The sequence below is a fragment of the Arthrobacter sp. 'calajunan' genome (assembly GCF_046940185.1).
GTDB classification, from domain to species: domain Bacteria; phylum Actinomycetota; class Actinomycetes; order Actinomycetales; family Micrococcaceae; genus Glutamicibacter; species Glutamicibacter soli.
The window spans coordinates 1-23,605 of record NZ_JBKZDY010000015.1 but is presented as its reverse complement, the minus strand read 5'-3'; the positions used below and the strand labels follow the sequence as shown (position 1 = coordinate 23,605).

Sequence of the window (23,605 nt, the reverse complement as noted above, 5' to 3'; positions counted from 1 at the left end):
GACCGAGTGGGTGGTGACAGGTGAAAGCCGAGGAACGGAAAGATCGATCCATCAAATTTATAGATCTATGGAGCATTAATGCGACGGGGTACCAACCTAGGGCGCTTGGGAGACTTCAACCAAGCCGTAATTCTTGAATCCATCCGCAGGGCACCGGATGGAATCAGCCGCGTCGAACTGGCAAGTTCGACGGGTCTGTCACCACAGACCATTTCAAATGTTGTGCGTCGTCTTCTTGACGACGGCATCGTGCGTGAAGACCGCACCATCGTTTCCGGCCCGGGCAAGCCACGCACCGTGCTCGAGCTGGAAGGAAACCGTCTGGTTTCGATCGGTATCCATCTGGACCCCAGCATTCTGACCTTCGTGGCCATGAACCTGCGCGGCGAAGTCCTGCGCGAGCGCAGCATCGAAGTCCCGAACCTCGAAGTGGCTTCCGAAACCGTGCAGCTGATGGCGACCACCGTCAAGGAACTGATCGCAGAGATCCGTGTTCCGAAGAAGCATATTGTCGGAGTGGGCATTGCCGTGCCGGGTCCGGTGAACGTCGAGGAAGGCGTGGTTCTGAACCCGCCGCTGCTTGACGGCTGGGCCGACGTCGAACTCGTCAACCCGCTGCGCAAGCTCCTGCGCCTGCAGGTCATCATCGAAAAGGACACGATTGCCTCCGCAGTTGGGGAACTGTGGCAGTCGAAGGAAGAAAAGACCGACGACTTCGTCTTCGTGTACTGCGGCCACGGCTTCGGCGCCGGCATCGTCATCGATGGCGAAGTCCACCACGGTTCGAGCAACAACGCCGGCGAGATCGGGCATTACTCCACGGGCCACAAGTCCGTGTTCTGCGAAGAGTGCGGTGCAGATGACTGCCTGGCTTCCGGCACCTCCTACGAATTCATCGCGTCAAAGGCCAAGGAACGCGGCCTGGAACTACCGGCCTACGAAATCCTCGGCCCAGAACAGCGCGCAGAAGGCATGAACCGCCTCACCGAGCTGGCGCTGGAAGGCAATGCCGTGGCCAAGGAACTGGTCATCGAGACCATGGTCATGGCTGGCGAAGTCGCAGGCCAGCTGGCCAACGCGCTGGATGTCCGCGAGGTTGTCTTCGGCGGTCCGCAGTGGGACAAGGTCAGCGAGCTCGTCGGCGCAGACGTCGACGCCGCGGTCAAGCGCCGCTTCGGCTTGCGTACGGTGCACGACATCGACACCCGCACCTCCGCGCTGGGCGCCAATGTCGGCGCCGTCGGCGGCGCCTGCGTTGTCATGGACGCCTCGCTGTCGCCAAAGGCCACCGCTTTGCTGCTGCGCTAAGCGTTCATCGCAGCTAGGCCGCCAAAGGGCGCGTTCCCCGTGGAACGCGCCCTTTGGCGCGTCCGGGAGCTGACGCCCGGACGCGGCAGACGAGAAAGGCGCTTCCGCACGGTGAATATCGCGGGGAAGCGCCTTTCTCGTATTGGTGCCCCTGGCCGGAATCGAACCGACGGCCTACCCTTTAGGAGAGGGTCGCTCTATCCTACTGAGCTACAGAGGCTGGGCGTGAAAACACCAACAAGACTATCCTACTAGGTACTTGCTGTCGTGAACCACGCTGCCACGCTAGGAGCTCTGGTCGCGGACCTCGGCCATCTTGCGCTTCAACGACCGGTTGGCCCGGGAAAGGCCGAGCCCGATGATCAACCCAGCGGTGATGATCAGCAACGCCCAACGAATCGTGGTGAGGATCGATGCGAACATGACCGCTCCGGCAGTCACCTCGTTGGCGGTGAACAGGGTATCGATAGCGAAGTTCTCCACGATATCCGCCACGGCGAACCCCAAGGGGGCGCACCACGCCAGCAACCGGGTCCGGCGGTTCGGAATCCAGCGGATGAACAGCAGCATGCTCATGGCGGCGGTGAACAGCGGGAAGAGTATGCCGGCGGTCTTGTGAACGTAGTTCAGCTGCCCCCGGGCGTCCTCGTCCATGGCGCTGCGCAGCGCTTCAATATCCTCCACCGTGTAGCCGAAGACCCGCTGGTCCGGCATGGACAGGTTGTTGCTGAGATCGGTCATCTGGCTCAACGCCATCCCATGGAGATAGATAAACAGAAAAAGACTGATGGCCAATCCAGCGGAGATCAGCAGCATGGGATTGGATTTGTTCTCGTGGGAAGTGCTTTGAACGTTGTATTTGTTCAGCTTCCGGTCCAGAGCCTCACCCTGCTGTTCGACGAACTGGGAGGGTTTGCGGTATTCCTTGGACTTCCTGACCTTCTTTGCCATACCTTCCATTATGCCCGGTAGGCTGTGTCCCGGTTCGCTCGGCCGGCATCACGATACTGTCCAATGCGGCACGTAGACTGGCTACACCATGGATTTCCTTTTTGATGACTTCGCTCCTGAACCCTCACCTCGGGCTTTGCCGACCGCGGACGAACTGCTGGTAGGCATGAACCCGCAGCAGGAAGAGGCCGTGCGCTATGCAGGGGGCCCGCTGCTGATCATCGCCGGCGCCGGCTCGGGCAAGACGCGTGTGCTGACCCATCGAATTGCGTACCTGCTGGCAACGGGGCGTTCGCGCCCGCATGAAATCCTGGCCATCACCTTTACCAACAAGGCCGCCGCCGAAATGCGCGAACGCGCCGCCGAGCTCATCGGCGAGGACCAGGCGAAGAAGATGTGGATCTCCACGTTCCACTCGTCGTGCGTGCGCATCCTGCGCCGCGAAGCTGCCACCATCGGCTTGAAGTCGAACTTCTCGATCTACGACTCGGCGGATTCGCTGCGACTGATCACCCTGGTTTCCAAGGGGTTGGAGATCGACCCGAAGCGCTTCACGCCCAAGGCGATCGCGCACAAGATCTCCTCGTTGAAGAACGAGCTGATCGACGACGAGGACTACGCGGCCACCATCAACACGAACGACCCCTTCTCCCGGGCCGTCTCCGAGGTCTACCGCGGCTACACCCAGCGCTTGCGGGCGGCGAACGCGTTGGACTTCGACGACTTGATCGGCCAGGTCGTCTACATGTTCCGCGCGTTCCCGGCCGTGGCGGACAACTACCGCCGCCGCTTCCGCCATGTGCTGATCGACGAATACCAGGATACGAACCACGCCCAGTATTCGCTGGTTCGCGAACTCACCGGGCCCGACGGGAAGACCCCTCCGGGCGAACTGACAGTGGTGGGCGATTCGGACCAGTCCATCTACGCCTTCCGCGGCGCCGACATCCGGAACATCATCGAGTTCGAGAAGGACTACCCGAACGCGGCGACGATCAAGCTGGAGCAGAACTACCGTTCCACGCAGAACATCCTGACCGCTGCCAACGAGGTCATCAAGCTCAACCCGGACCGCAACGACAAGCGCCTGTGGACCGCCAGCGGCGACGGCGAGCAAATCGTCGGCTACGTGGGGGAGTCCGAGTCGGACGAAGCCCGCTGGATCGCCGAGGAGATCCTGCGGCTGAACGACGACGAAGACGTACGCCCCGGCGACATCGCCATCTTCTATCGCACCAATGCCCAGTCGCGCGCGCTTGAAGAGCAGCTGATGCGCGTCGATCTGAAATACCGGGTGGTCGGCGGAACCCGCTTCTACGACCGCAAGGAGATCAAGGATGCGTTGGCATACCTGCGCGCCCTGGTGAACCCGGAAGACGACATCAACGTCCGGCGCATCCTCAACGAGCCGAAACGCGGCATCGGCGACCGCGCCGAAGGCGCCGTCGCCGCGCTGGCGGAGCGCGAGCGCATCTCCTTCATGGAAGCGCTGCGCCGCTCGGACGAGGCTCCGGGCCTGGGCACCCGGGGCATTAAGATGACCGCGGCTTTCGTGGCGCTCATGGACGACCTGCAGATCGTGGCCGAAGGCTCGGGCCCGGCCGAAGCGCTGGAAGCAGTGCTTGAGCAGACCGGATACCTCGAAACCCTGCGTTCCTCCAGCGACCCGCAAGACGAGTCCCGGGTTGAGAACCTCGCGGAACTGGTCGCCGTCGTACGCGACTACGTCAACGACGAACCGGAGGGCGGCCTGGCAGGATTCCTTGAACGGGTCGCGCTGGTGGCTGACGCAGACCAGATCCCGGAAGCCCCGAGCGATGACGAGGGCGCAGCCATGGCGGCACGCGAGGGCATGGTGACCTTGATGACCCTGCATACGGCCAAGGGCCTTGAATTCCCGGTCGTGTTCCTGACCGGCATGGAGCACGGCGTCTTCCCGCACCAGCGCTCCATGACCGATGAAAAGGAACTGGCCGAAGAGCGCCGCCTGGCCTACGTGGGGCTGACCCGCGCCCGCGAGCGCCTCTACCTGACGCGCGCCGAGCAGCGAAGCCTCTGGGGACAGGCGCAGTACAACCCCGCCAGCCAGTTCCTGGAAGAAGTGCCCTCCCAGCTGATCGACTGGAAACGCGAGGGATCGTCCTTCGGCCCGGGCTTGTCCTTCGGTTCCAGCTCGGTGAATTTCGCCACGAGCCGCTACGAGCGCGGAAGCCATTGGGGAGCAGGTTCGTCGGTGGCGAACAATACTGTCCGCGGGCACAACGCCGCTCCGGTGTCGAAGCAGCGTGTGGTGCAGAACAAGGAGATCGTGATCCCTAAGGTCGGGCAGTCGGTCAAGCATACGGCCTTTGGCTTGGGCACAGTCGTCGCCCTGGAAGGCGCTGGCGACAAAACCGTGGCCAAGGTCCAATTTCCGGATTCTGAGAAACGACTCCTGCTTCGGTACGCGCCCCTCGAAATTGTCGAGTAGTCAACCCCATTGCGATATTGGCTTGGTCACAGCGATAGCCAATCGGAGAAATGCGCGGAATCTCTACAACTTGTAAAAGTGGGAAGATCGCGAAAGTAAGGATAGTCTGAGAAATGCGCACGGGCTAAGACGCCGTTTCGGCGTCTGTTTGGTTGCGGTGCGCTCTCTTTGGGTACGGCGCGGACACTGGTCCGTGACTGTGCCGCGAGTCAGCATGAACTTCGAACGAAGGACACAAACCCGTGGACCTGTATGAGTACCAGGCGCGCGATCTATTCGAGGCACACGGCGTACCCGTGCTTGCCGGTATCGTCGCTTACACCCCTGAAGAAGCCAAGGCAGCAGCTGAGAAGATCGGCGGCGTCGTAGTCGTTAAGGCTCAGGTCAAGGTTGGCGGCCGCGGCAAGGCTGGCGGCGTTAAGGTTGCCAAGACCGCAGACGAGGCTTTCGAGCACGCATCGAACATTCTCGGTATGGACATCAAGGGCCACACCGTGAACAAGGTCATGATCGCACAGGGTGCGGACATCGCCGAGGAATTCTACTTCTCCGTGCTGCTGGACCGCGCAAACCGCAACTACCTGGCCATGTGCTCCGTCGAGGGCGGCATGGAGATCGAGCAGCTGGCAGAGGAGCGCCCGGAGGCGCTGGCTCGCGTTGCAGTGGATCCGCTGGTCGGCATCGACGCCGAAAAGGCCGCCGAGATCGTCGCAGCTGCCGGTTTCGCCGAGGAACTGCGCGCCAAGGTCGAAGAGACCCTGCAGAAGCTGTGGACCGTCTTCAAGGAAGAGGATGCAACCCTCGTTGAGGTCAACCCACTGGTGAAGACCGGTGCAGGCGACATCGTCGCACTGGACGGCAAGGTCTCCCTGGATGACAACGCTTCCGAGGTCCGCCACCCGGCTCACGAAGAGCTCGAGGACAAGGGCGCAGCCGATCCGCTGGAGGCCAAGGCCAAGGCTGCAGGCCTGAACTACGTCAAGCTGGACGGCGAAGTGGGCATCATCGGCAACGGTGCAGGCCTGGTCATGTCGACCCTGGACGTCGTCGCCTACGCTGGCGAGAACCACGGTGACGTGAAGCCGGCGAACTTCCTGGACATCGGCGGCGGCGCCTCGGCTGAGGTCATGGCCAACGGCTTGGACGTCATCCTGAACGACCCGCAGGTCAAGTCCGTGTTCGTCAACGTCTTCGGCGGCATCACCGCTTGCGACGCAGTGGCCAACGGCATCGTCGGCGCGCTGAACACCCTGGGTGACGCAGCGAACAAGCCGCTGGTTGTCCGCCTGGACGGCAACAACGTTGAAGAAGGCCGCGCCATCCTGGCCGAAGCCAACCACCCACTGGTGACCCTGGCAGCAACCATGGACGAGGGCGCCGACAAGGCCGCCGAGCTCGCCAACGCAGCGAAGTAAGAGGGATAAGCGAACAATGAGCATTTACCTGAACAAGGACTCCAAGGTCATCGTCCAGGGCATCACCGGCGGCGAAGGCACCAAGCACACCGCCCTGATGCTCAAGGCCGGCACCAACATCGTCGGCGGCGTGAACGCACGCAAGGCCGGCACCACCGTGACCCACGGCGAGCAGGAGATCAAGGTCTACGGCACCGTGGCAGAGGCCAAGGCCGAGACCGGCGCTGACGTGTCGATCGTCTTCGTTCCGCCGAAGTTCACCAAGGATGCAGTGGTCGAGGCCATCGAGGCCGAGGTCGGCCTCGTTGTGGTCATCACCGAAGGCGTGCCGGTGCAGGACTCGGCTGAGTTCTGGGCCCTGGCCCAGTCCAAGGTCGACGCCGACGGCAACCAGATCACCCGCATCATCGGCCCTAACTGCCCAGGCATCATCACCCCGGGCGAGGCGCTGGTCGGCATCACCCCGAACAACATCACCGGCAAGGGCCCGATCGGCTTGGTCTCCAAGTCCGGCACCCTGACCTACCAGATGATGTACGAACTGCGCGACCTGGGCTTCTCCACCGCCATCGGCATCGGCGGCGACCCGGTCATCGGCACCACCCACATCGACGCCCTGGCTGCGTTCGAGGCGGATCCGGAAACCAAGGCCATCGTGATGATCGGCGAAATCGGCGGCGACGCCGAGGAGCGCGCAGCCGAATACATCAAGGCCAACGTCACCAAGCCGGTTGTCGGCTACGTGGCAGGCTTCACCGCCCCTGAGGGCAAGACCATGGGCCACGCAGGCGCCATCGTTTCCGGCTCGGCTGGCACTGCCCAGGCCAAGAAGGAAGCACTGGAAGCTGCCGGCGTGAAGGTGGGCAAGACTCCTTCGGAGACCGCACGCCTGCTGCGCGAAGTTTTCGCAGCCCTCTAAGCGAGGCTTCGAAGCCCGGATAACCCGGGTGAGAGCGTAATGGCCGCCTGTGCCACGGGATTACCGTGGCGCAGGCGGCCATTTTCCGTCTCCACGGCGTTGTGGCGACGGATCAAAGATTTGGGAAACAGCCCCAAGCCGGGTCTGGGATGCCGGCCCGGGGGTAATGCGGTGCGCGGGGAGCTTAGCCCCGCAGGCCGGTCGCGGCCTCGGTGTCCACCCTCAGGAATGAGGATCCAATGACCGCGAAGGCGCCCGGAATCAACAGCATCCGGTGCTTCGGGTTGTAGAAAATCTCATCCAGCGGAGAAGCTAGGACCTTCCGGATTTTTTCCAGAAGCCGGTCGTTCTCCAGGAGCAGGCGCTCCTGCTCGGTTTCAATCACCACACGATCTGCTTCCGTCGTCACCGAAGCGTTCATCCAGTCGTCGCTCGGTGTACTCAGAGTCTCCGATTTGATCAGGGACACGGTTATAACCGCCTTCATCTTGCGCTGCCCCCTGAAGAAGACCTCCATGGGGGTGCCCTACTTGTGCGTCCGGTGTGGCGTAACGCACATGAGGTGGCATATTGAATATATCGCGTCTTGCTGGTAAGCGCCTGCTAAACCACGAAGAGTTAATCAACCTGTTACTCGAGCAGGCCCCGGATGTCCTGCGCGGTCAGTGCCTTGGAGAAGCCATCGGCCTCGTCCATGACGGTGTTGATCAGCTTCCGCTTGGAATCCTGCAGGGCCACGACCTTCTCCTCGATGGTCCCCTTGGAGATCATGCGGTAGACCATCACCTGGCGCGTCTGGCCGATGCGGTGGGTACGGTCGATCGCCTGGGCCTCCACGGCGGGGTTCCACCACGGGTCAAGCAGGAAGCAGTAGTCGGCCTCGGTCAGGTTCAGCCCGAAACCGCCGGCCTTCAGCGAAATCAGGAACAGCGGAGCTTCGCCCTCCTTGAACTGCTCGATCACCTCGGCGCGGTTGCGGGTGCTGCCGTCCAGGTAGACGAACTTGATCCCGCGTGCGGTCAGCTTCCCGGCCAGCACCTTCAGGTAGGAGGTGAACTGGCTGAACACCAGGGCGCGGTGGCCCTCGTTCAGCACGTCGTCGAGCTGGTCGAATAGCGCCTCGAGCTTGGATCCGGGCACCTCGGCCAGCTCCGGGTCCACCAGCGAGGGCTCCAGCGCGAGCATGCGCAGGTGCGTGAGCGACTGGAAGATGGTGAAGCGGTTCTTGTCCAGGTCCTCGACCAGGTGCAGGATCTTCTGGCGTTCGCGGTTCAGGTGGGTGTCGTAGATGTGCTGGTGCTCGTCGGACAAGCGCACCAGCACCTGCTGCTCCTGCTTGGCCGGCAGGTCCAGCACCACGGATTCCTTGGTGCGGCGCAGCATGAACGGCTTCACGCGGCGCTGCAGCAGGGCCAGGGTGTCCTTGTCGCCCAGCACCTCGATGGGGCGGGCGAACTGCCGGTTGAAGCGGCTGACGTTCATGAACAGCGACGGGGAGGTCAGCGACAGCAGCGCGCCGAGCTCGGAGAGGTTGTTCTCCATGGGGGTGCCGGTCACCGCCAGCTTGAAGCTGGTCTGCAGGTTCACCGCGGTGCGGTGGGCCTTGGTCGAGCGGTTCTTCACGAACTGGGCCTCGTCCAGGATCAGCCCGGCGAAGCGCTGGGACTCGTAGATCTCGTCGTTCAGGCGCAGCAGCGTGTAGGTCGTGAGCACCACGTCGTAGCCTTCGGCCAGCTCGCGCAGCTGACGGGCGTCGCCCAGCGTGGAATCGATGCTGATAACGCGCAGGCTCGGCGCGAAGCGGCGGACCTCCATCTCCCAGTTAGAGACCACGGAGCTCGGGGCGACCACCAAAAACGGTGCGCGCACCCGCTGGGCCGGCGGCAGCTCGGCGCAGGCCTCGGGGTCCTCCCACAGCTGGTGGGCGTGCAGGACCAGGGCAATGGTCTGCAGGGTCTTGCCCAGGCCCATGTCATCGGCCAGGATGCCGCCGAAGCCGCCCTGGTAGAGGCGAGCCAGCCAGCGGAAGCCGTCGACCTGGTAGGGGCGCAGGGTGGCCTGCAGGGTGTCCGGCACGGAGGCCTGGCCGCCTTCGGCGACGCGCAGCAGCGAACGCATGCGCCCGATGAACAGGTCGGCCCCGTCGATTCCCTCGGCCAGCTCGTCCAGTTCCTCGAACAAAGAGATCTGGAAGACCGAGAGCTTCAGATCGGCGTCCTTCGGCTTGTCGTTCAGCGCCTGGGCCTCGTCCACCAGCGCCTTGAGCTTGGCGAAGATCGGCTGGTCCAGGGAGAACCACGAGTTGTCCGGCAGCTTCAGCTTCATGGCGCCATTGGTCATCGCCTTCACGATGTCCGCGAAGGGCACCTCATGGGAGCCGACGGAGATCAGCAGGCCCAGATCCAGCCAGTCGTTGCGTTCGTGGTCCACGGCGTTGATCTTCAGCTTGGGCAGCTCGCGCAGCTGGCGGTAGACCGGGCGCGGCCCGGTTTCCTCCAGCTTGACGGTCTTCAGCGCGCCCAGGGCGGGAACCAGGTCGGAGACGAAGGCGATCATCTGCTCGCCGGAGTAGAACTTGGGGGACAAGTCGGGGTTGCCGACACCCATGACCTGCTCGAAGACCTCGTTGACCGCTGCGCGCAGGAAACCCTCCGCCTCCGCGTCGTGGGGCTTGTGCTCGTCGTCCACCCCCGGGTAGCTGATGGAGAAGTCCAGGGTGGCCGATTCCTTGGAGCCTTCCTCGGTCTGCTCCACCTTGTAGTCGACCTTGGCGCGGACGAACGGGGGCTTCAGCTCAGGGAAAACCAGGGCCTCGGAGATGCTGCGCACGCCGAAAGTGCGGGCCATGCGCGGATACTCCGTATCGAAGAACAGCTGGTGGTCGGCCGCCGGAATCTGGAGCCGCTGGTGCGAGTCGTACCAGTTCAGCTGCTTGTCGGAGAGGCGGTCCAGGCTCGGGGCGATCAGGATCTGCTCAGGGTCCTCAAGCTGGACGTAGAAGCCGTGGTCGCCGATGGTGCCGGCGGGGCTGTAGTCCTCCAGCGTCAGGTCGTGGCCGGCGGCATGCAGGATGCCGTGCACCTGCAGGTTGTCCTCGTCATCGAGGTCCGCGACCATTTCGGTCCAGGATTGCCCGCCGACCAGGACCGACAGGTCGTTGCGGGTGCCGATCAGCTCGATGCCCAGTTCATGGGCTTCATCGAGCAGCGGCCAGAGCAGGTTCGAGGAGTACTCGTCCAGGAACAGCCAGTCCTCGTCGGTCTTGAAGTTGGTCTGGGTGTTGCTGCGGGCCATCGCCGCGAACCTGCAGAACCAGTGGTGCTGCGCGCGCAGCAGGTTCCAGCCGAAGGTCTTGAAGCCAATGGTGGTCCAGCGCAGCTGGCCGCGCACCCAACGGCCCTCGGAGTTGCGAACCATGGGGCGCACGCCCAGGCGGAAGCGGCGGTTGCGGTGGGTGGCGTGCGGCAGCTTGCCGGTCGGCATCCATTGCTGCTGCTGGGTGGTGTTCTTGGCGTCGAAAAGCAGGAACTGCAGCGCCATCGGCACCACCGGGTCGTTGGGGGAGCCGACCAGCCCGTCGCTGGGGCGCGGCTCGCGTTCGGCGTACCAGGTGTCTGCCTGCTTGGACCAGGTGGTGACGACCTTCTCCTCCATCTTGGTGGCCACCTTGGCCAGCCCGGAGAGCTTGTTGGAGGTCAGCACCAGGGCCGCGATGTGCGGGCAGATGCCGGGGGTGTCGCAGCTGCATTCGCCGGAGTCGATTTCCCAGCCGGCGGCGCCGCGGCGCAGCTGGACCATGGGCGAAAAGTCCTCGCCGCCGGCAAACACGGTGCCTTCGATCTGCCCCGATGACTCATCGAATTCAACATCGACCACGGCATTGGCTTCGTCGGCGAGTTTCTTGCCGTGGAAGAAGGGAACATTGCCCAAGAACGCCAGCAGGTGCCTTGCGTCGATGGTCGGTGGAACAGCATTAGTCATCCGCTAATCGTTTCACGTTCTGGCCCGTCGTGAAAGTTGAGAGCCCCCTACTGTGAATAATCCCTAACTGTCACGTAGCGTGGAGCCATGTCCCAAGTCTGGCCGTATCTTCCGGCGCGCGCCGTCAACATCACCTCACTGGCGGAATTCGACCGCTTGGCGGCCGAAGCGCTGGGTTTCCAGCGCTCCCGCGGCCGCAGCTGGCGGGTGCACCGGGTGGATCTGCGCGGGCGCGATACGGTGCTCGCCGCGCTGGACCTGGCCGAGGCGCTGTTCATCGACTGCCAGTTCAGTGAAGCCGGCCGCGCCCTGGTCCAGGGCACCGGCGGGTTGTGCATGGACTCGGGGGAGCAGCTGCCCTTCCGCACCAGCGACCGCGGGCTGTACACCCCCGAGGAACTGTACGAGGGAATCAGCACGCAGACCTATGAGCATGTGCCGGACGCGCGGATCTACACCTACTCGCAGCAGCACGGTCCGCGCCAGCTGCTGAGCGACGACCAGGCGATGGCAGCGACGCTGCACGACCACCACGTGGGGCAGGCGCTGATCTCCGAGGTCTACGACGGCGCCTTCAAGGACACCCCGATCATCGGAGTCATGGGCGGGCACGCCCTGAGCCGAGGCACCGAGCAGTACGCGCAGGCGCTGGACCTCGGGGCGCGGCTGACCCGCGCCGGATACGCCGTGGCCACCGGCGGGGGACCGGGAGCCATGGAAGCGGCGAACGCCGGTGCCTGGCTGGCCGACCGCGGGCGGGAGGAGATCTCCACGGCCCTGCAGATGCTGGCGGCGGAACCGGACGCGATCCACCGGCGCACCGGCTGGGCGCGCACCGCGCTCGCCGTGAAGGCCCGCTTTCCCTCGGAACGCACCTCGCTGGGGGTTCCGACCTGGTTCTTCGGGCACGAACCGCCGAACCTGTTCGCCACGCACATCGCCAAGTTCTTCGCCAACGCGACCCGCGAGGCGCTGCTGCTGGAGCAATCCAACGGCGGGATCGTGGTGCTGCCCGGTTCCGCCGGCACGGTGCAGGAAATCTTCCAGGACGCCTGCGAGAACTACTACGCCACCGGGGCCAGGGTGGTGCCACTGGTGTTGGTCGGCCGCGAGCATTGGACCCGCACACTGCCGGCTTGGCAGCTGCTCAAGGCGCTGGCCGCCGAGCAGATCATGGAGGACAAGATCGCCCTGGTCGATTCGGTGGCCGAAGCGGTGGAATTCATCGGCGGCATGCAGTCGCTGCGCCGGCGCACCAGATTCTGAGAACGGCAACGGCCGCCGCCTGGTGAAGCAGGCGGCGGCCGTGGGAATGGCTCATCGAGCCGGCGGGGCTCAGGCCACGTTGGTGCCGAACAGCAAGCCGAGGCAGTAGGTGACTGCGGCGGCGCCCCAGCCGATGGCCAGCTGGCGCAGGCCGCGCTTCATCGGCGAGGCCCCGGACAGCAGCCCGACAATGCCGCCGGTGATCATCAGCGCGGCGCCGACCAGCAGCACCGAGGTGATGATCGCAGCCAGGCCTGACATGCCGAAGATGTAGGGAAGGATCGGGATGACCGCTCCGGAGGCGAACAGGCAGAAGGAGGTCGCCGCGGCGCCGGTGGCCGAGCCCAGTTCCTCGTGCTCGTTCGCCAGCTCTTCGGCCCGGGCTTCCGGGTTCAGCGAGAAGGACGGGTTGCAGTCGCAGGTGAACAGGCCCATGCGTTCTGCAGCGCGGTGCTCGGCATCCTCGTCGGTCATGCCGCGGGCCTTGTAGATGAGCACCAGTTCATTGGCGTCCAAATCCAGGTCAGGGGCGGCGGTCAGCGTCACCTGAGTGGGACGCGAAGCCGTGAGCAGCTCGCGCTGCGAACGCACGGAGACGTATTCGCCGGCGGCCATGGACAGCGCGCCGGCCAGCAGGCCGGCGATGCCGGAGAACAGCACCAGTCCGGAGGAAACACCGGTCGCCCCGATGCCCATGACCAGGGCCAGGTTGGAGACCAGGCCGTCGTTGGCGCCGAAGACCGCGGCACGGAAGTTGCCCGACAGCTGCGCGCGGCCCGCGGTGGCCAGGGCGCGGACGACTTCCTCGTGGACCTGCTCGTCGGCGGCCATCTGCGGCGACGCGTCGGCATCGGTCGCGTAGGGGGTGCTGCTTTCGGCCCGCTGCGCCAGCGCGAGCACGAACACCGAGCCGAAGCTCAGGGCGAGGAAACGCAGGAAGCTGCGACGCAGCGAGGGACGCACCGGGCGGGCATGCGCCCCGAGCTTGGTGCGCCAGTATTCCTCATGGCGTTCTTCCGCCGCGGCCAGTCCCAGCAGGATCTGCTTTTCCTGTCCGGTCTTCTTCTGGGCCAGCGCGCGGTAGATGGCGCCTTCGGCGACCTCGTCCGCAACGTACTTGCGCCAGCGGCGGATCTGGGCGGGGGTGGGCTCAGTCGTGGGGCTGTGTGACATCACGAGGATGACTCTCCTACGGCTTGGGATTTCTCAACGAAACCCGGGATTCTGTTCAGCCTCTCAGTTTAGCCAGCGAGATGGTGCCGGGGAATTTGGCAAGCCTAAAAGCAAGGCTGCGCCCATCGGGCTGCCCGGCGGACGCCACGAACACCACCAGCTCGCCGGCCGCGGGATCGAAGACCGGGCGCCGGGAGGAACGGGTGATCAGCCGCTCAAGGTGCGCCGGGTCTGAAATGTAGCGGGTGTACCAGCGGTCCTGCACGGTGAACTGCACCTGTCCGGTCTGCAGATCGATGATGGGGAGGACGGAAAATGCCATGACACGACAACTCTCGCTGAGCTCTTGCCCGCGCATCGGTCGATGCCCGGACCGCTTCTTCATCCGAACCACCCATGAACCTGGGGTTGGTGCGCGGCCAGTCGGAGCTTGGCGCCGCGTCTCGTGAAGCAACAGTGTCGATGCTACCGCCGCAATATTAAGTCGTGAAGTTTCATTCCGTAATATGAACTCCGCGCGAAGCCCTAGTCGGAGCCTCGCTTGGACTGCGCGGTCTGCTGCAGCCGGTCGCGCTGCTCCTGCCATTGCCGGGGCGTGTAGTCCGGCAGGTTCGGCGCTTCCGCGCGCAGCCCGACCTGCCCGTCCAGCAGCTCGCGGACGATGTCCAGATGGCCTGCATGGCGCGAGGTCTCTGCGATCATGTGCACCATGAGATGTTCCAGGGTGGTGTGCCGGTGGCGGACCCACCAGGGGACTTCGGCCGGGGAGGCGAGCTCCAGCTGGTCGAACCCGGCCTCGGCGAAGGCGATGGCCCGCTGGTAGAGCTCGATGACCTGCTGCGCGCTGGCATCGGCTGGCGGAATGAAATCCGCCTGCGGGTCGTCGATGTCCAGCAGCTGCTGGACGTAGGAGTCGTTGACCGGCCGATTGAGGCACGCACCGAAGTAGCCGTACTCGGTGATCGCCAGGTGGTGCACGACGCCCAGCACGTGCGTGCCGGTGGGGGTCATGGGTTGGCGGGCCAGCTCCTCGCCGAGCTGCCGGCTTTTGAAGATGACTGCCTGCCGCGCGTCGTTCAGGTATTCGCGCAGCCTGGCCACGGTGCTGTTCGGGGTGTCGTCCATGGACCGAGTGTAGATGCAGGCCACGGTTCGGGGAACCAGCTTCAGGAAATGGGAAGCCACCGAAGCCAAGGTGTCATATTCTCCCGTTCCGGTTGGCCGGAAGTTGCGTATTGGTAAACTGGGGACGCAGAGCGGCCGGCAGAAGTACACTCCCGCGGTCGCTGCCTATCCTTCGAGTGAACAGGTCCAGGTGCCCCACGGATGAAAGCTCTGCCCGTCGAACCCTCAGGCTCGTCAATCAACATCGGAGCACGGCTGCGCGGCGTCCGCCAGCAGCAGCACATGACGATCGACCAGGTCGCCGAGCTTTCCGGGTTGACCAAGGGGTTTCTTTCCCGCGTCGAACGCGACTTGACCAGTCCGTCGGTCTCCACGCTGCTCAAGCTCTGCGAGGTGCTGGGGATCGAGGTCGGGACCCTGTTCGAAGTACCGGACACGACTTTGGTGCGACTGGGGGATGCGCCGCGCATCTCGCTGGGAGGCTCGGGCATCACCGAGAAGCTGGTCACCCCGCGCGGCGAAAAGCGCGTCCAGGTCATTCGCGCCGAAGTGGAACCCCGGGGCAAGGGGGAGAACGAACTGTATTCGGTGGATTGCGAGCTCGAAGTGCTGCACGTGGCCTCCGGGGTGTTCACGCTGGTGCTGCCCGAACGGGTGGTCGAGCTCGCTGCGGGGGACACCATGACCTTTCCGGGGCGGGAACCGCACAGCTGGGAAAACCCCGGCGATGAACCTGCCGTGGTGCTCTGGACCCTGATTCTCTGAGTCTGTGCAGTGGCTCCCGGTGTGGTGTGACTCCCCGGACAGAGCCTGCCGCGAAGAGGCGCCGCGTTCACGGCTGACCACTGCACCGCGTATTCTTGGAATAGTGCCCGCCGACGCAGGCAGGCTAGTGAAGACAGGAAGGAGTGCAATGGCGACTGGTAAATCCACCGGAAGCGCGGAGTCCAAACCGCACGAATTGCGCTCCATCAGCTGGTGGGCTTCGGCCCTGGTCGGCATCCTGGTCGGATCGACCCTTGCGTGGCTGCGGACCCAGCGCAACTTCTTTTTCCTCGGCGCCGCCATTCTCGCGGTCGTCATCATCGTGCTGGGTGTGCGCACGATCCGCCGCCGGGCGCGGCATCCGGAAATGATGGAGGCCCGGACGTCCTGGGCCTACAGCATTTGGGCTCTGGTCCTGATCGTCCTAGCCGGACCGGTGCAGCTGGTCTATGTTCCCGACGACATCAGCGAGCTGACCATCAAGTCGATCATCCTTTCGGTCGGATTCTGCCTGGGAATCCACGAAGTCGACCGCGCGATGGTCAAGGGTGCCATCTCGGCGAAAAAAGCCTGATCATCGGCCGGAAGGGCGCTATCCCGCGCCGCGTTCTTTGGAACTTTTGACTTTCCCTTTGGTTTATTCGTCCAAGGATTTCTCCCCGCCTCTTTCGTAATGTGATCCACATCATTATTTTGAAAGGGGTTGCCATGACGCAAGCAGCGGCGAACCAGCAGGGCGCTGAGCCAGGACTCAAAAAGGTTCTCGGCAAGTGGGACGCACTGGCCATCGGCGTCGGAGCCATGATCGGCTTCGGCTGGGTGGTGCTCACCGGTGACTGGATCACCACCGCCGGCCCGATCGGCGCTTCGCTGGCCATGCTGGTCGGCGGCGGCATCATGGCGGTCGTCGGCCTGACCTACGCCGAGCTCGTCGCGGCCATGCCCAAGGCCGGCGGAGAGCACAACTACCTGCTGCGCGCCATGGGTGCCCGCTGGTCCTTCGCCGGGTCCTGGGCCATCGTCGGCGGCTACATCACCATCGTCGCCTTCGAAGCGGTCGCGCTGCCCAAGTCGGTGCAGTACATCTTCCCCAACCTCTCGCAGATCAAGCTCTGGGACATCGCCGGCTCCGAGGTCTACCTGACCTGGGCCCTGGTGGGCGTGCTGGGCGCCGTGGTGATCACCTGGATCAATATCCGCGGCATCAAGACCGCCGGCTTGGTGCAGACCTTCGTGGTGCTCTTCCTGTTCATCATCGGCGCGATGCTGCTCACCGGCTCCTTCGCCAGCGGCGAATCGGCCAATATGGAACCGTTCTTCGACAACGGGCTGGCCGGGTTCTTCGGGGTCATGATCGTAGTTCCGTTCATGTTCGTCGGCTTCGACGTCATCCCGCAGTCCGCCGAGGAATGCGACATCCCGCCGCGCAAGATCGGCAAGTACGTGGTGATCTCCGTGCTGATCGCCACCGCCTGGTACGTGATGGTGGTGCTGGCCACCTCCTCGGGCCTGGGCCCGGCGGCGATCGCCGGTTCCGAGATGGCCACCGCGGACGCCATGGGCGCGCTGTTCAACTCCGAGATCATGGCCAAGATCCTGATTGCCGGCGGCATCGCGGGCATCCTGACCTCCTGGAACTCGCTGCTCATGGGCGCCTCGCGCCTGATGTACGCCATGGCCACCTCCGGCATGCTGCCGCGCTGGTTCGCCGTGCTGCACCCGAAGTACCGCACCCCCCACCACGCGCTGCTGTTCATCGGCGGTCTGTCCGTGCTGGCTCCGTTCTTCGGCACCGCGATGCTCGGCTGGCTGGTCGATTCCGGTTCACCGTCCATCGTCGTGGCCTACCTGCTGGTGGGCGTGGCCTTCCTGATCCTGCGCCGCCGCGAACCGCAGATGGACCGCCCGCTGCGCATCGGCGGCAAGGGCAACTTCGGCCAGGTGATCGGCGTGATGTCGGTGCTCTTCTGCGCCGGCCTGATCTCCCTGTACCTGCCGGGCATGCCGGCGGCCATCACCTGGCAGCCGTGGGCCCTGTTCGCCGCATGGTGGGTGTTGGGAACGTTCTTCCTGTTCCGGGTCCCGCGTGGCGTCCAGCCCGGCGAGAATGCCGAAGAGGAACTGCTGCACCTGCTGAGCATCCGCCAGCAGTCCAAGCTGGGCGCGATCGGACCCGACGGCGCGGCCGCCACCTCCCGCAGGGGGCGACGCCGGCAGGCAACCAACGCGAAACGCTAAAACCGACGGGAAAGCCCCGACCGGAAGGTCGGGGCTTTGCCGCGCCGCAGGGCTTGCCGGTCCGGCTCAGCCTTGGTTGCGGCGCAGCGCCAGCCAGAGCGACGCCGAGATATCCGGGTCATCCAGATCGATGCCCAGCAGGTCCCCGGCCACGGTGATGCGGTGGCGCAGCGAATTGCGGTGGATGCCCAGCGCGCGCGAGGCGTCCTCCCAATGCCCGCGGTGGCGCAGGTACTGGGTGACGGCCGACAGCAGGTCGGCACGGGTGTAGGCGGCCAGCGCCTCCACCCACGTCTGCGCGCTGGCGTCGAAGTCCGCCCCGGCGTCGCTCAGCTCCCCGGCCGGGGCGCCGGACAGCGCCTGGCGCAGCGCCGGAAGATTCGCCGGCAGCTCGGCCAGCGTGAGCGGGGCGGAGAGTACCGCACGCAGGCTCCGCGCGATCTCCCTGGCCCCGGCCTCCGGTTCCTGCGCCGGGGCGGCAGGGGCCTTGCCCAGCTGGGCTTCGTCCAGCAGCAGGTAGAGCACCGCATCATCCGTGAAGCGCAGCTGGCAGCGTGCCGCGGCGTCCGCCACCGGAGGCAGCGCGGCGCTCGCCGGCAGCGCGCCGAGGGACTGGATTGCGGAGCGGGCCTCGGCCTCGTCGCCCACGGACAGCGCCAGGACCCTGACCCGGGAGGGCAACTCGTCCATGCCAGCCTCCTGGGCAACCAGCCGGGCGGATTCAGGCTGCCCGTGCAGCAGCAGCTTGGCGGTGGCTCCGCCCAGGGCCGCATTCGTGCTGACCATCAGCTCACGCTGGCGGGCGCGCAGCGAGAGCAGCATGCACACGGTCATGATGATCTGCCGGTCGGCCTTGGTCAGCGTGCGTCCCGAGCCCACCCCCAGGAAGCCGTGGATCCTGGTCCCGGCCAGGATCGGATACAGCACCACGGCCTGGCCGTTGATGCCGAAGGTGGACGCCGAGGGCATGCCGGTGCGCGGGAAACGCTGCGACTCCTGACGCAGCAGGGGCACGAAGCCCTGCGCGGAAGCGGGGTAAACGGTGGCCGGCTGCGGGTCGTCAGGGAGGAACGCGGCCCAGCCGCCCAGCGCCTGCGCCAGCCCGCGCACCACCGCGTTGATGGCATCGGAACGGATCGCGGCCCGCGCCAGCGCGGTCTGGGTGCCCAAGGAGCTCATCAGGTTCACCGTGTCGTCCCTGGCCGAGAGCCGCCAATAGGCACGCGAAACGCTCTGGAAGGGCGCGCCGTCCGGAACGATGCCCAGTTCCACTCCGGTCTGCCGGCAGGCGTCGATCACGTGCTGCGGAACCGTGTCCAGCCACGGGCCGAGACCCAGGCCCAACGCCTTGACGTCCTTGTCCTTCAGCCGCTGCATGTAGGCCAGCGAGGCGGTGGCCGAATGGCCGAAGGGCATGCCGGTGGTCAGCAGCAGTTCGCCACCCTCCAGATAGGTGGTGGGATCCTCCAGCTCGGAAATGTGCACGCCGGTGACCGGGGCGGCGCTGAAGGTGGTCGAATCGGCGGGGAAAAACTCGTTTCCGAGCTCTGACCCCAGCTGCAGCAAGGTAATCATGGGTAAATTATCCAATCATTTACCGCTCGTTGGACATAAAAGCTAATGACGCGTGTCACATGGATTTCTATCGTTGGATGCATGACCGAAACTCTTGCGGCGCGCGACGCCGAAACGCTGACCCAGACCCGCTACCTGGCCACCGCCATTCCGGGACCGCGCTCCACCCAGCTCCACGAGGAACGTGTGCAGCAGGTCAGCAGCGGCCTGGGCATCACCCTGCCGGTCTTCGTCTCCCGCGCCGACGGCGGCATCATCGAGGACGTCGACGGCAACCGCCTGATCGACTTCGCCTCAGGCATCGCCGTGACCTCGCTGGGCGCCTCCAACCGGCGCGTGGCGCAGCGCGTGGCCAAGCAGCTGGAAGCCTTCACCCACACCTGCTTCATGGTCACCGAATACGAGTCCTTCACCCAGGTCTGCGACTGGCTGAACCGCAACACCCCGGGCGACTTCGACAAGCGCACCGCACTGTTCTCCACCGGCGCCGAAGCCGTGGAAAACGCTGTCAAGATCGCCCGCGCCGCCACCGGCCGCGCCAACGTCCTGGTCTTCGACGAGGCCTACCATGGCCGCTCGCTGCTGACCATGGGCATGACCGCCAAGGTCAACCCGTACAAGCTGAACTTCGGCCCGATGCCGGAGCATGTCATCCGCGCCGCGTCGGCCAACCCGCTGCGCCCCGCTGTCGAGGGCGGCGTCGAAGCGGCGCTGGCCTCCGTGGAGGCAACGCTCATCGAGAACGACCCGGGCAGCTTCGCCGCCATGGTGATCGAGCCGATCCAGGGCGAGGGCGGCTTCATCGTCCCGATGGCCGGCTTCATCCCGGGCCTGCGCCAGCTGGCCGACAAGTACGGCATCGTGCTGGTCATCGACGAGATCCAGGCTGGCATGGGCCGCACCGGCACGCTGTTCGCCTCCGAGCACGAAGGTGTGGCCGGCGACCTGATCCTCACCGCCAAGGCACTGGCCAACGGCGTCCCGCTGTCCGCGGTCACCGGGCGCACCGAGCTGCTCAATGCCCCGCACGCCGGCGGCCTGGGCGGCACCTACGCCGGCAACCCGCTGGCCTGCGAAGCCGCGCTGGCGGTCTTCGAGCAGTTCGAGGACGGCGGCCTGCTGGAAAACGCCCAACTGATCGAGCGCGTGGCCCGCGAAGTGCTGGAGCCGCTGCTTGAATCCACCGCTGTGGTGGCCCAGGTCCGCGGCCGCGGCGCCATGCTGGCGGTCGAGTTCGCCGACCGCGGCACCTTGGCCCCGCGTCCGGAGCTCGCCGCCGCCGTGTCCAAGGCCTGCCACGCCCAGGGTGTGCTGACCCTGACCTGCGGCACCCACGGCAACGTGCTGCGCCTGCTGCCGCCGCTGGTCATCGGCGAAGCGCTGCTGCGCGACGGACTTGAGGTGCTTGCGCAGAACATCGTCGAGCTGGCCGGCTAACCGCCCGCCGCTGGCCTGCGGACCGGCTCCGCCGCCCCTGACCGGGACGGCGGAGCCGGTCCCTTTTGTTGCGTCGGGAAGTTTCGGGGACTCCGGAGTTTCGCGGCGGCCAGCGCCTTGACGTGGCGCAGATCGCAAAATAGCATAATAGGAAACTGAAGTTTCATATTAGACAACTAGTTGCGGACTGGTCCGGGTTGTCGGAAGGATGCTCCCATGAAGGAAATCAGGATTGAAGAGAACGGCAACCTGGGTCCCATCAACGCGGCCCAGATTCCGCGTTATGCGGGTGCCGGCACCTACGCCCGCCTGCCCCGCCTGGACCAGGTGCAGCAGGCCGACATCAAGATCGTCGGCATCCCCTTCGACACCGGGGTCTCCTACCGTCCAGGGGCCCGCTTCGGCGCCAACCACGTGCGCGAATCCGCGCGCCTGATCCGCCCCTACAACCCGGCCACCGACACCTCGCCGTTCGCGCAGAGCCAGGTCGCCGACGCGGGGGACATGGCGGTGAACCCGTTCAACATCCACGAGGCCATCGAGACCATCGAGCACGAGGCGCTGGAACTGACCGCCGACGGCTCCACCTTGGTGACCCTGGGCGGCGACCACACCATCGCGCTGCCGCTGCTGCGCGCGGCCGCCCAGCGCGCCGGCGCCCCGGTGGCGATGCTGCATTTCGACGCGCACCTTGACACCTGGGATACCTACTTCGGCGCCGAATACACCCACGGCACCCCGTTCCGCCGCGCGGTGGAGGAAGGCATCCTGGACACCGAGGCCATCTGCCACGTCGGCACCCGCGGCCCGCTCTACGGCAAGAAGGACCTGGAGGACGACAAGCGCTTCGGCTTCGGCATCGTGACCAGCTCGGATGTCTACTACCAGGGCGTGCGCGAGATCGTTGACAAGCTGCGGGTGCGCATCGGCAACCGCCCGCTGTACATCTCGGTGGACATCGATGTGCTGGATCCTGCCCACGCCCCGGGCACCGGCACCCCGGAAGCCGGCGGCATCACCAGCCGCGAGCTGCTGGAGATCCTGCGCGGGCTGCGCGGGCTGAACATCGTCGGCGCGGACATCGTGGAGGTCTGCCCGGCCTACGACCATGCCGAGATGACCGGCGTGGCCGCCAGCCATGTCACCTACGACTTGATCTCCCTGATCAGCGACTTCCGCAGCCGTGGCGGGGTGAACGCCCGATGACCGCCGTACAGGACACCGTACAAGGCACCGCGCAGCGCAACGGCGGCGACCTGGTCATCGAGACGCTCACCGCGCTGGGCGCGAAAACCGTGTTCGGCATCCCCGGGCAGCACGCGCTGGGGCTTTTCGACGCGCTCTCGCGCTCCGAGCTGCACTTCGTCTCCTCGCGCGTGGAGAACAACTCCGCCTTCGCGGCCGACGGCTATTCGCGGGCCACCGACGAGGTCGGGGTGCTGTTCCTGTCCACCGGTCCCGGCGCGCTGACCTCGCTGGCCGGGTTGCAGGAGGCCTATGCCACCGGCGTGCCGATGGTCGTGATCGCCAGCCAGATCCCGCTGGACGGACTGGGCGCGCGCCGCAAGGGCATGCTGCACCAGCTCGACGATCAGAAGGCCTCGGCCGCGAACGTCACCAAGTTCCAGCAGACGGTGCACCACGCCTCCGGCATCCCCTCGGCCATCCAGGACGCCTGGGCCAGGGCTATCACGGTGCCCATGGGCCCGGTCTGGGTGGAGGTGCCGCAGGACGTATTGCTGGCCCCGGTCATGGTGCCTCCGGTGCGCGACGCCCTGGCCGAGGCCTACGAGCATCCGCCGCGCGTGGAACTCATCGAGGAGGCGGTGCGCTGGCTGTCCGAGGCCAAGCGCCCAGTGATCGTGGCAGGCGGCGGCGTGCGCCGCGCCAAGGCCCGGGCCCAGCTGCTCGAAGCGGCCCAGACGCTGCAGGCTCCGGTGCTGTGCACCCCCGGCGGCAACGGCGCCTTCCCCTGGGAGCACGAGCTTTCGCTGCAGTCCTGGGTGGAGGACCGATACGTCTCCGAGGTCCTGGAGGACGCGGACGTGCTGGTGGTCATCGGCTCCTCGCTGGGCGAGGTGTCAAGCAACTACTTCACCCTGGCCCCGCGCGGCCGGCTGATCCAGATCGACGCGGAACCGCGGGTGCTGGAGTCGAACACCCCGGCCCTGGGCATCCGCGCGGACGCCGGGGCGGCGCTGGACTTCCTGAACGCGCAGCTGCGCCGGGAAGGCTTCGCCGCCCGCGCCGAGTGGCGCGGGCGCAGCCCGCAAGAGGTCGTAGCCGACACCCTGGCCAAGGTCGAAGCCCGGCTGGATGCCCAGGACCTGGGCCTGGAGCGCCGTTTCATGGCGGACATCCGCGAGGCGGTTCCGGCGGATATGCAGACCTTCTGGGACATGACGATTTCCGCCTACTGGGGCTGGAGCTGCTGGGATTCGCGGCAGGGGCAGTTCCATTCAGCGCAGGGCGCCGGCGGCCTGGGCTTCGGCTTCCCGGCGGGCATCGGCGGGGCGATCGGCCTGGGCGAGCGGGTGCTGGCGGTCAGCGGCGACGGCTCGGCCATGTACTCCATCGCGGAGCTGGCCACCGCCAAGCAGCATGAGGCGCCGGTGACCTGGCTGATCGTGGACGACGGCGGCTACGGCATCCTGCGCGAATACATGGAAGGGGCTTTCGGCAAGGCCACCGCCACGGAACTGGCCCGCCCCGACTTCGTCGCGCTGGCGAAGTCCTTCGGCGTCCCAGCCCGCGAGGTGCAGCCGCAGGATGTCGGGCAGGCGCTGCGCGAATCCTTCGCGGCGCAGGGCCCGAACGTCGTGGTGGTCAAGACGCTGCTGAAGATGTTCGCGCCGACCCACCTCTAGCGCCGAAATGCGGCCAGGGGCGGCACCCGTACGGGTGCCTGTCTCTTTTACACATCTCCCAGCCCACGAGACGCACACCAATCTGGTTATGCCCGATGAGAGTTCAAAACACAGG

At 65.6% G+C, this 23,605-nt stretch carries 18 protein-coding genes, 1 tRNA gene and 1 riboswitch; of the genes, 11 read left to right on the top strand and 8 right to left on the bottom strand.

What is annotated here, in order from left to right:
• Positions 1 to 78 precede the first annotated feature (78 nt).
• Positions 79 to 1,308, top strand: a complete 1,230-nt coding sequence (locus RF641_RS16440; RefSeq protein WP_424573646.1) for an ROK family transcriptional regulator — start codon at positions 79 to 81, stop codon at positions 1,306 to 1,308.
• Between the two features lie 143 nt (positions 1,309 to 1,451).
• Here the strand turns inward: RF641_RS16440 and RF641_RS16435 are convergent.
• Together RF641_RS16435 and RF641_RS16430 are read right to left on the bottom strand one after the other, a co-directional pair.
• A tRNA-Arg gene (locus tag RF641_RS16435) sits at positions 1,452 to 1,528 on the bottom strand.
• A gap of 65 nt (positions 1,529 to 1,593) precedes the next feature.
• Positions 1,594 to 2,259, bottom strand: a complete 666-nt coding sequence (locus RF641_RS16430) for a hypothetical protein (RefSeq protein WP_424573645.1) — start codon at positions 2,257 to 2,259, stop codon at positions 1,594 to 1,596.
• Between the two features lie 88 nt (positions 2,260 to 2,347).
• Here RF641_RS16430 and pcrA point away from each other — a divergent pair, with 88 nt between their 5' ends.
• The 3 genes from pcrA (at position 2,348) to sucD (ending at position 7,063) form a co-directional block, all read left to right on the top strand.
• Positions 2,348 to 4,729 carry a DNA helicase PcrA gene (pcrA, locus tag RF641_RS16425; RefSeq protein WP_424573644.1) on the top strand — a complete coding sequence of 794 codons (2,382 nt, stop codon included), beginning with the start codon at positions 2,348 to 2,350 and terminating at the stop codon, positions 4,727 to 4,729.
• 242 nt (positions 4,730 to 4,971) lie between these two features.
• A complete protein-coding gene (gene sucC, locus RF641_RS16420) occupies positions 4,972 to 6,144 on the top strand; it encodes an ADP-forming succinate--CoA ligase subunit beta (protein ID WP_047118294.1) in 1,173 nt (390 codons plus the stop codon).
• A gap of 16 nt (positions 6,145 to 6,160) precedes the next feature.
• Positions 6,161 to 7,063 (top strand): succinate--CoA ligase subunit alpha, encoded by a 903-nt coding sequence (gene sucD / locus RF641_RS16415; RefSeq protein ID WP_047118295.1) that lies wholly within the window; start codon positions 6,161 to 6,163, stop codon positions 7,061 to 7,063.
• A gap of 184 nt (positions 7,064 to 7,247) precedes the next feature.
• Here the strand turns inward: sucD and RF641_RS16410 are convergent, their stop codons facing one another.
• Together RF641_RS16410 and RF641_RS16405 are read right to left on the bottom strand one after the other, a co-directional pair.
• Positions 7,248 to 7,580 (bottom strand): hypothetical protein, encoded by a 333-nt coding sequence (locus RF641_RS16410; RefSeq protein ID WP_047118296.1) that lies wholly within the window; start codon positions 7,578 to 7,580, stop codon positions 7,248 to 7,250.
• 113 nt (positions 7,581 to 7,693) lie between these two features.
• Positions 7,694 to 11,044 (bottom strand): DEAD/DEAH box helicase, encoded by a 3,351-nt coding sequence (locus RF641_RS16405; protein WP_053797387.1) that lies wholly within the window; start codon positions 11,042 to 11,044, stop codon positions 7,694 to 7,696.
• 87 nt (positions 11,045 to 11,131) lie between these two features.
• On the opposite strand from RF641_RS16405, the gene RF641_RS16400 reads away from it, so the two are divergent.
• Positions 11,132 to 12,310: an LOG family protein gene (locus RF641_RS16400; RefSeq protein ID WP_120990155.1), complete on the top strand. Its 1,179-nt coding sequence runs from the start codon at positions 11,132 to 11,134 to the stop codon at positions 12,308 to 12,310.
• A 69-nt stretch (positions 12,311 to 12,379) separates the two neighbouring features.
• On the opposite strand, the gene RF641_RS16395 is transcribed toward RF641_RS16400, so the two are convergent.
• The 3 genes from RF641_RS16395 to RF641_RS16385 all read right to left on the bottom strand — a co-directional run bounded on the left by RF641_RS16395 (position 12,380) and on the right by RF641_RS16385 (position 14,608).
• Positions 12,380 to 13,483 (bottom strand): VIT1/CCC1 transporter family protein, encoded by a 1,104-nt coding sequence (locus tag RF641_RS16395; RefSeq protein WP_047118298.1) that lies wholly within the window; start codon positions 13,481 to 13,483, stop codon positions 12,380 to 12,382.
• A 55-nt stretch (positions 13,484 to 13,538) separates the two neighbouring features.
• The gene (locus tag RF641_RS16390) at positions 13,539 to 13,805 is read right to left on the bottom strand and encodes a hypothetical protein (RefSeq protein WP_053797389.1); all 267 of its coding nucleotides are present in this window, start codon (positions 13,803 to 13,805) and stop codon (positions 13,539 to 13,541) included.
• Positions 13,806 to 13,820: 15 nt separating this feature from the next.
• Positions 13,821 to 13,934, bottom strand: a riboswitch (SAM riboswitch).
• A gap of 74 nt (positions 13,935 to 14,008) precedes the next feature.
• Positions 14,009 to 14,608, bottom strand: a complete 600-nt coding sequence (locus tag RF641_RS16385) for a DinB family protein (RefSeq protein ID WP_424573643.1) — start codon at positions 14,606 to 14,608, stop codon at positions 14,009 to 14,011.
• 201 nt (positions 14,609 to 14,809) lie between these two features.
• Here RF641_RS16385 and RF641_RS16380 point away from each other — a divergent pair, with 201 nt between their 5' ends.
• From RF641_RS16380 to RF641_RS16370, 3 genes are all read left to right on the top strand, one after another.
• Positions 14,810 to 15,373 carry a helix-turn-helix domain-containing protein gene (locus RF641_RS16380; RefSeq protein WP_053797390.1) on the top strand — a complete coding sequence of 188 codons (564 nt, stop codon included), beginning with the start codon at positions 14,810 to 14,812 and terminating at the stop codon, positions 15,371 to 15,373.
• A gap of 148 nt (positions 15,374 to 15,521) precedes the next feature.
• Positions 15,522 to 15,947, top strand: a complete 426-nt coding sequence (locus RF641_RS16375) for a hypothetical protein (RefSeq protein ID WP_424573642.1) — start codon at positions 15,522 to 15,524, stop codon at positions 15,945 to 15,947.
• A 134-nt stretch (positions 15,948 to 16,081) separates the two neighbouring features.
• Positions 16,082 to 17,611 (top strand): APC family permease, encoded by a 1,530-nt coding sequence (locus tag RF641_RS16370; protein WP_424573641.1) that lies wholly within the window; start codon positions 16,082 to 16,084, stop codon positions 17,609 to 17,611.
• 66 nt (positions 17,612 to 17,677) lie between these two features.
• On the opposite strand, the gene RF641_RS16365 is transcribed toward RF641_RS16370, so the two are convergent.
• Positions 17,678 to 19,186, bottom strand: a complete 1,509-nt coding sequence (locus RF641_RS16365) for a PucR family transcriptional regulator ligand-binding domain-containing protein (RefSeq protein WP_424573640.1) — start codon at positions 19,184 to 19,186, stop codon at positions 17,678 to 17,680.
• 81 nt (positions 19,187 to 19,267) lie between these two features.
• Between RF641_RS16365 and RF641_RS16360 the strand changes: the two genes are divergently transcribed.
• The 3 genes from RF641_RS16360 (at position 19,268) to RF641_RS16350 (ending at position 23,490) form a co-directional block, all read left to right on the top strand.
• Positions 19,268 to 20,623, top strand: a complete 1,356-nt coding sequence (locus RF641_RS16360) for an aminotransferase class III-fold pyridoxal phosphate-dependent enzyme (RefSeq protein WP_047118303.1) — start codon at positions 19,268 to 19,270, stop codon at positions 20,621 to 20,623.
• 216 nt (positions 20,624 to 20,839) lie between these two features.
• The gene (gene speB / locus RF641_RS16355) at positions 20,840 to 21,829 is read left to right on the top strand and encodes an agmatinase (RefSeq protein WP_424573639.1); all 990 of its coding nucleotides are present in this window, start codon (positions 20,840 to 20,842) and stop codon (positions 21,827 to 21,829) included.
• Positions 21,826 to 23,490, top strand: coding sequence for a thiamine pyrophosphate-binding protein (locus tag RF641_RS16350; RefSeq protein ID WP_047118305.1), 1,665 nt, complete (start codon positions 21,826 to 21,828; stop codon positions 23,488 to 23,490). Before speB ends, RF641_RS16350 begins: the two co-directional genes overlap by 4 nt.
• Positions 23,491 to 23,605 lie beyond the last annotated feature (115 nt).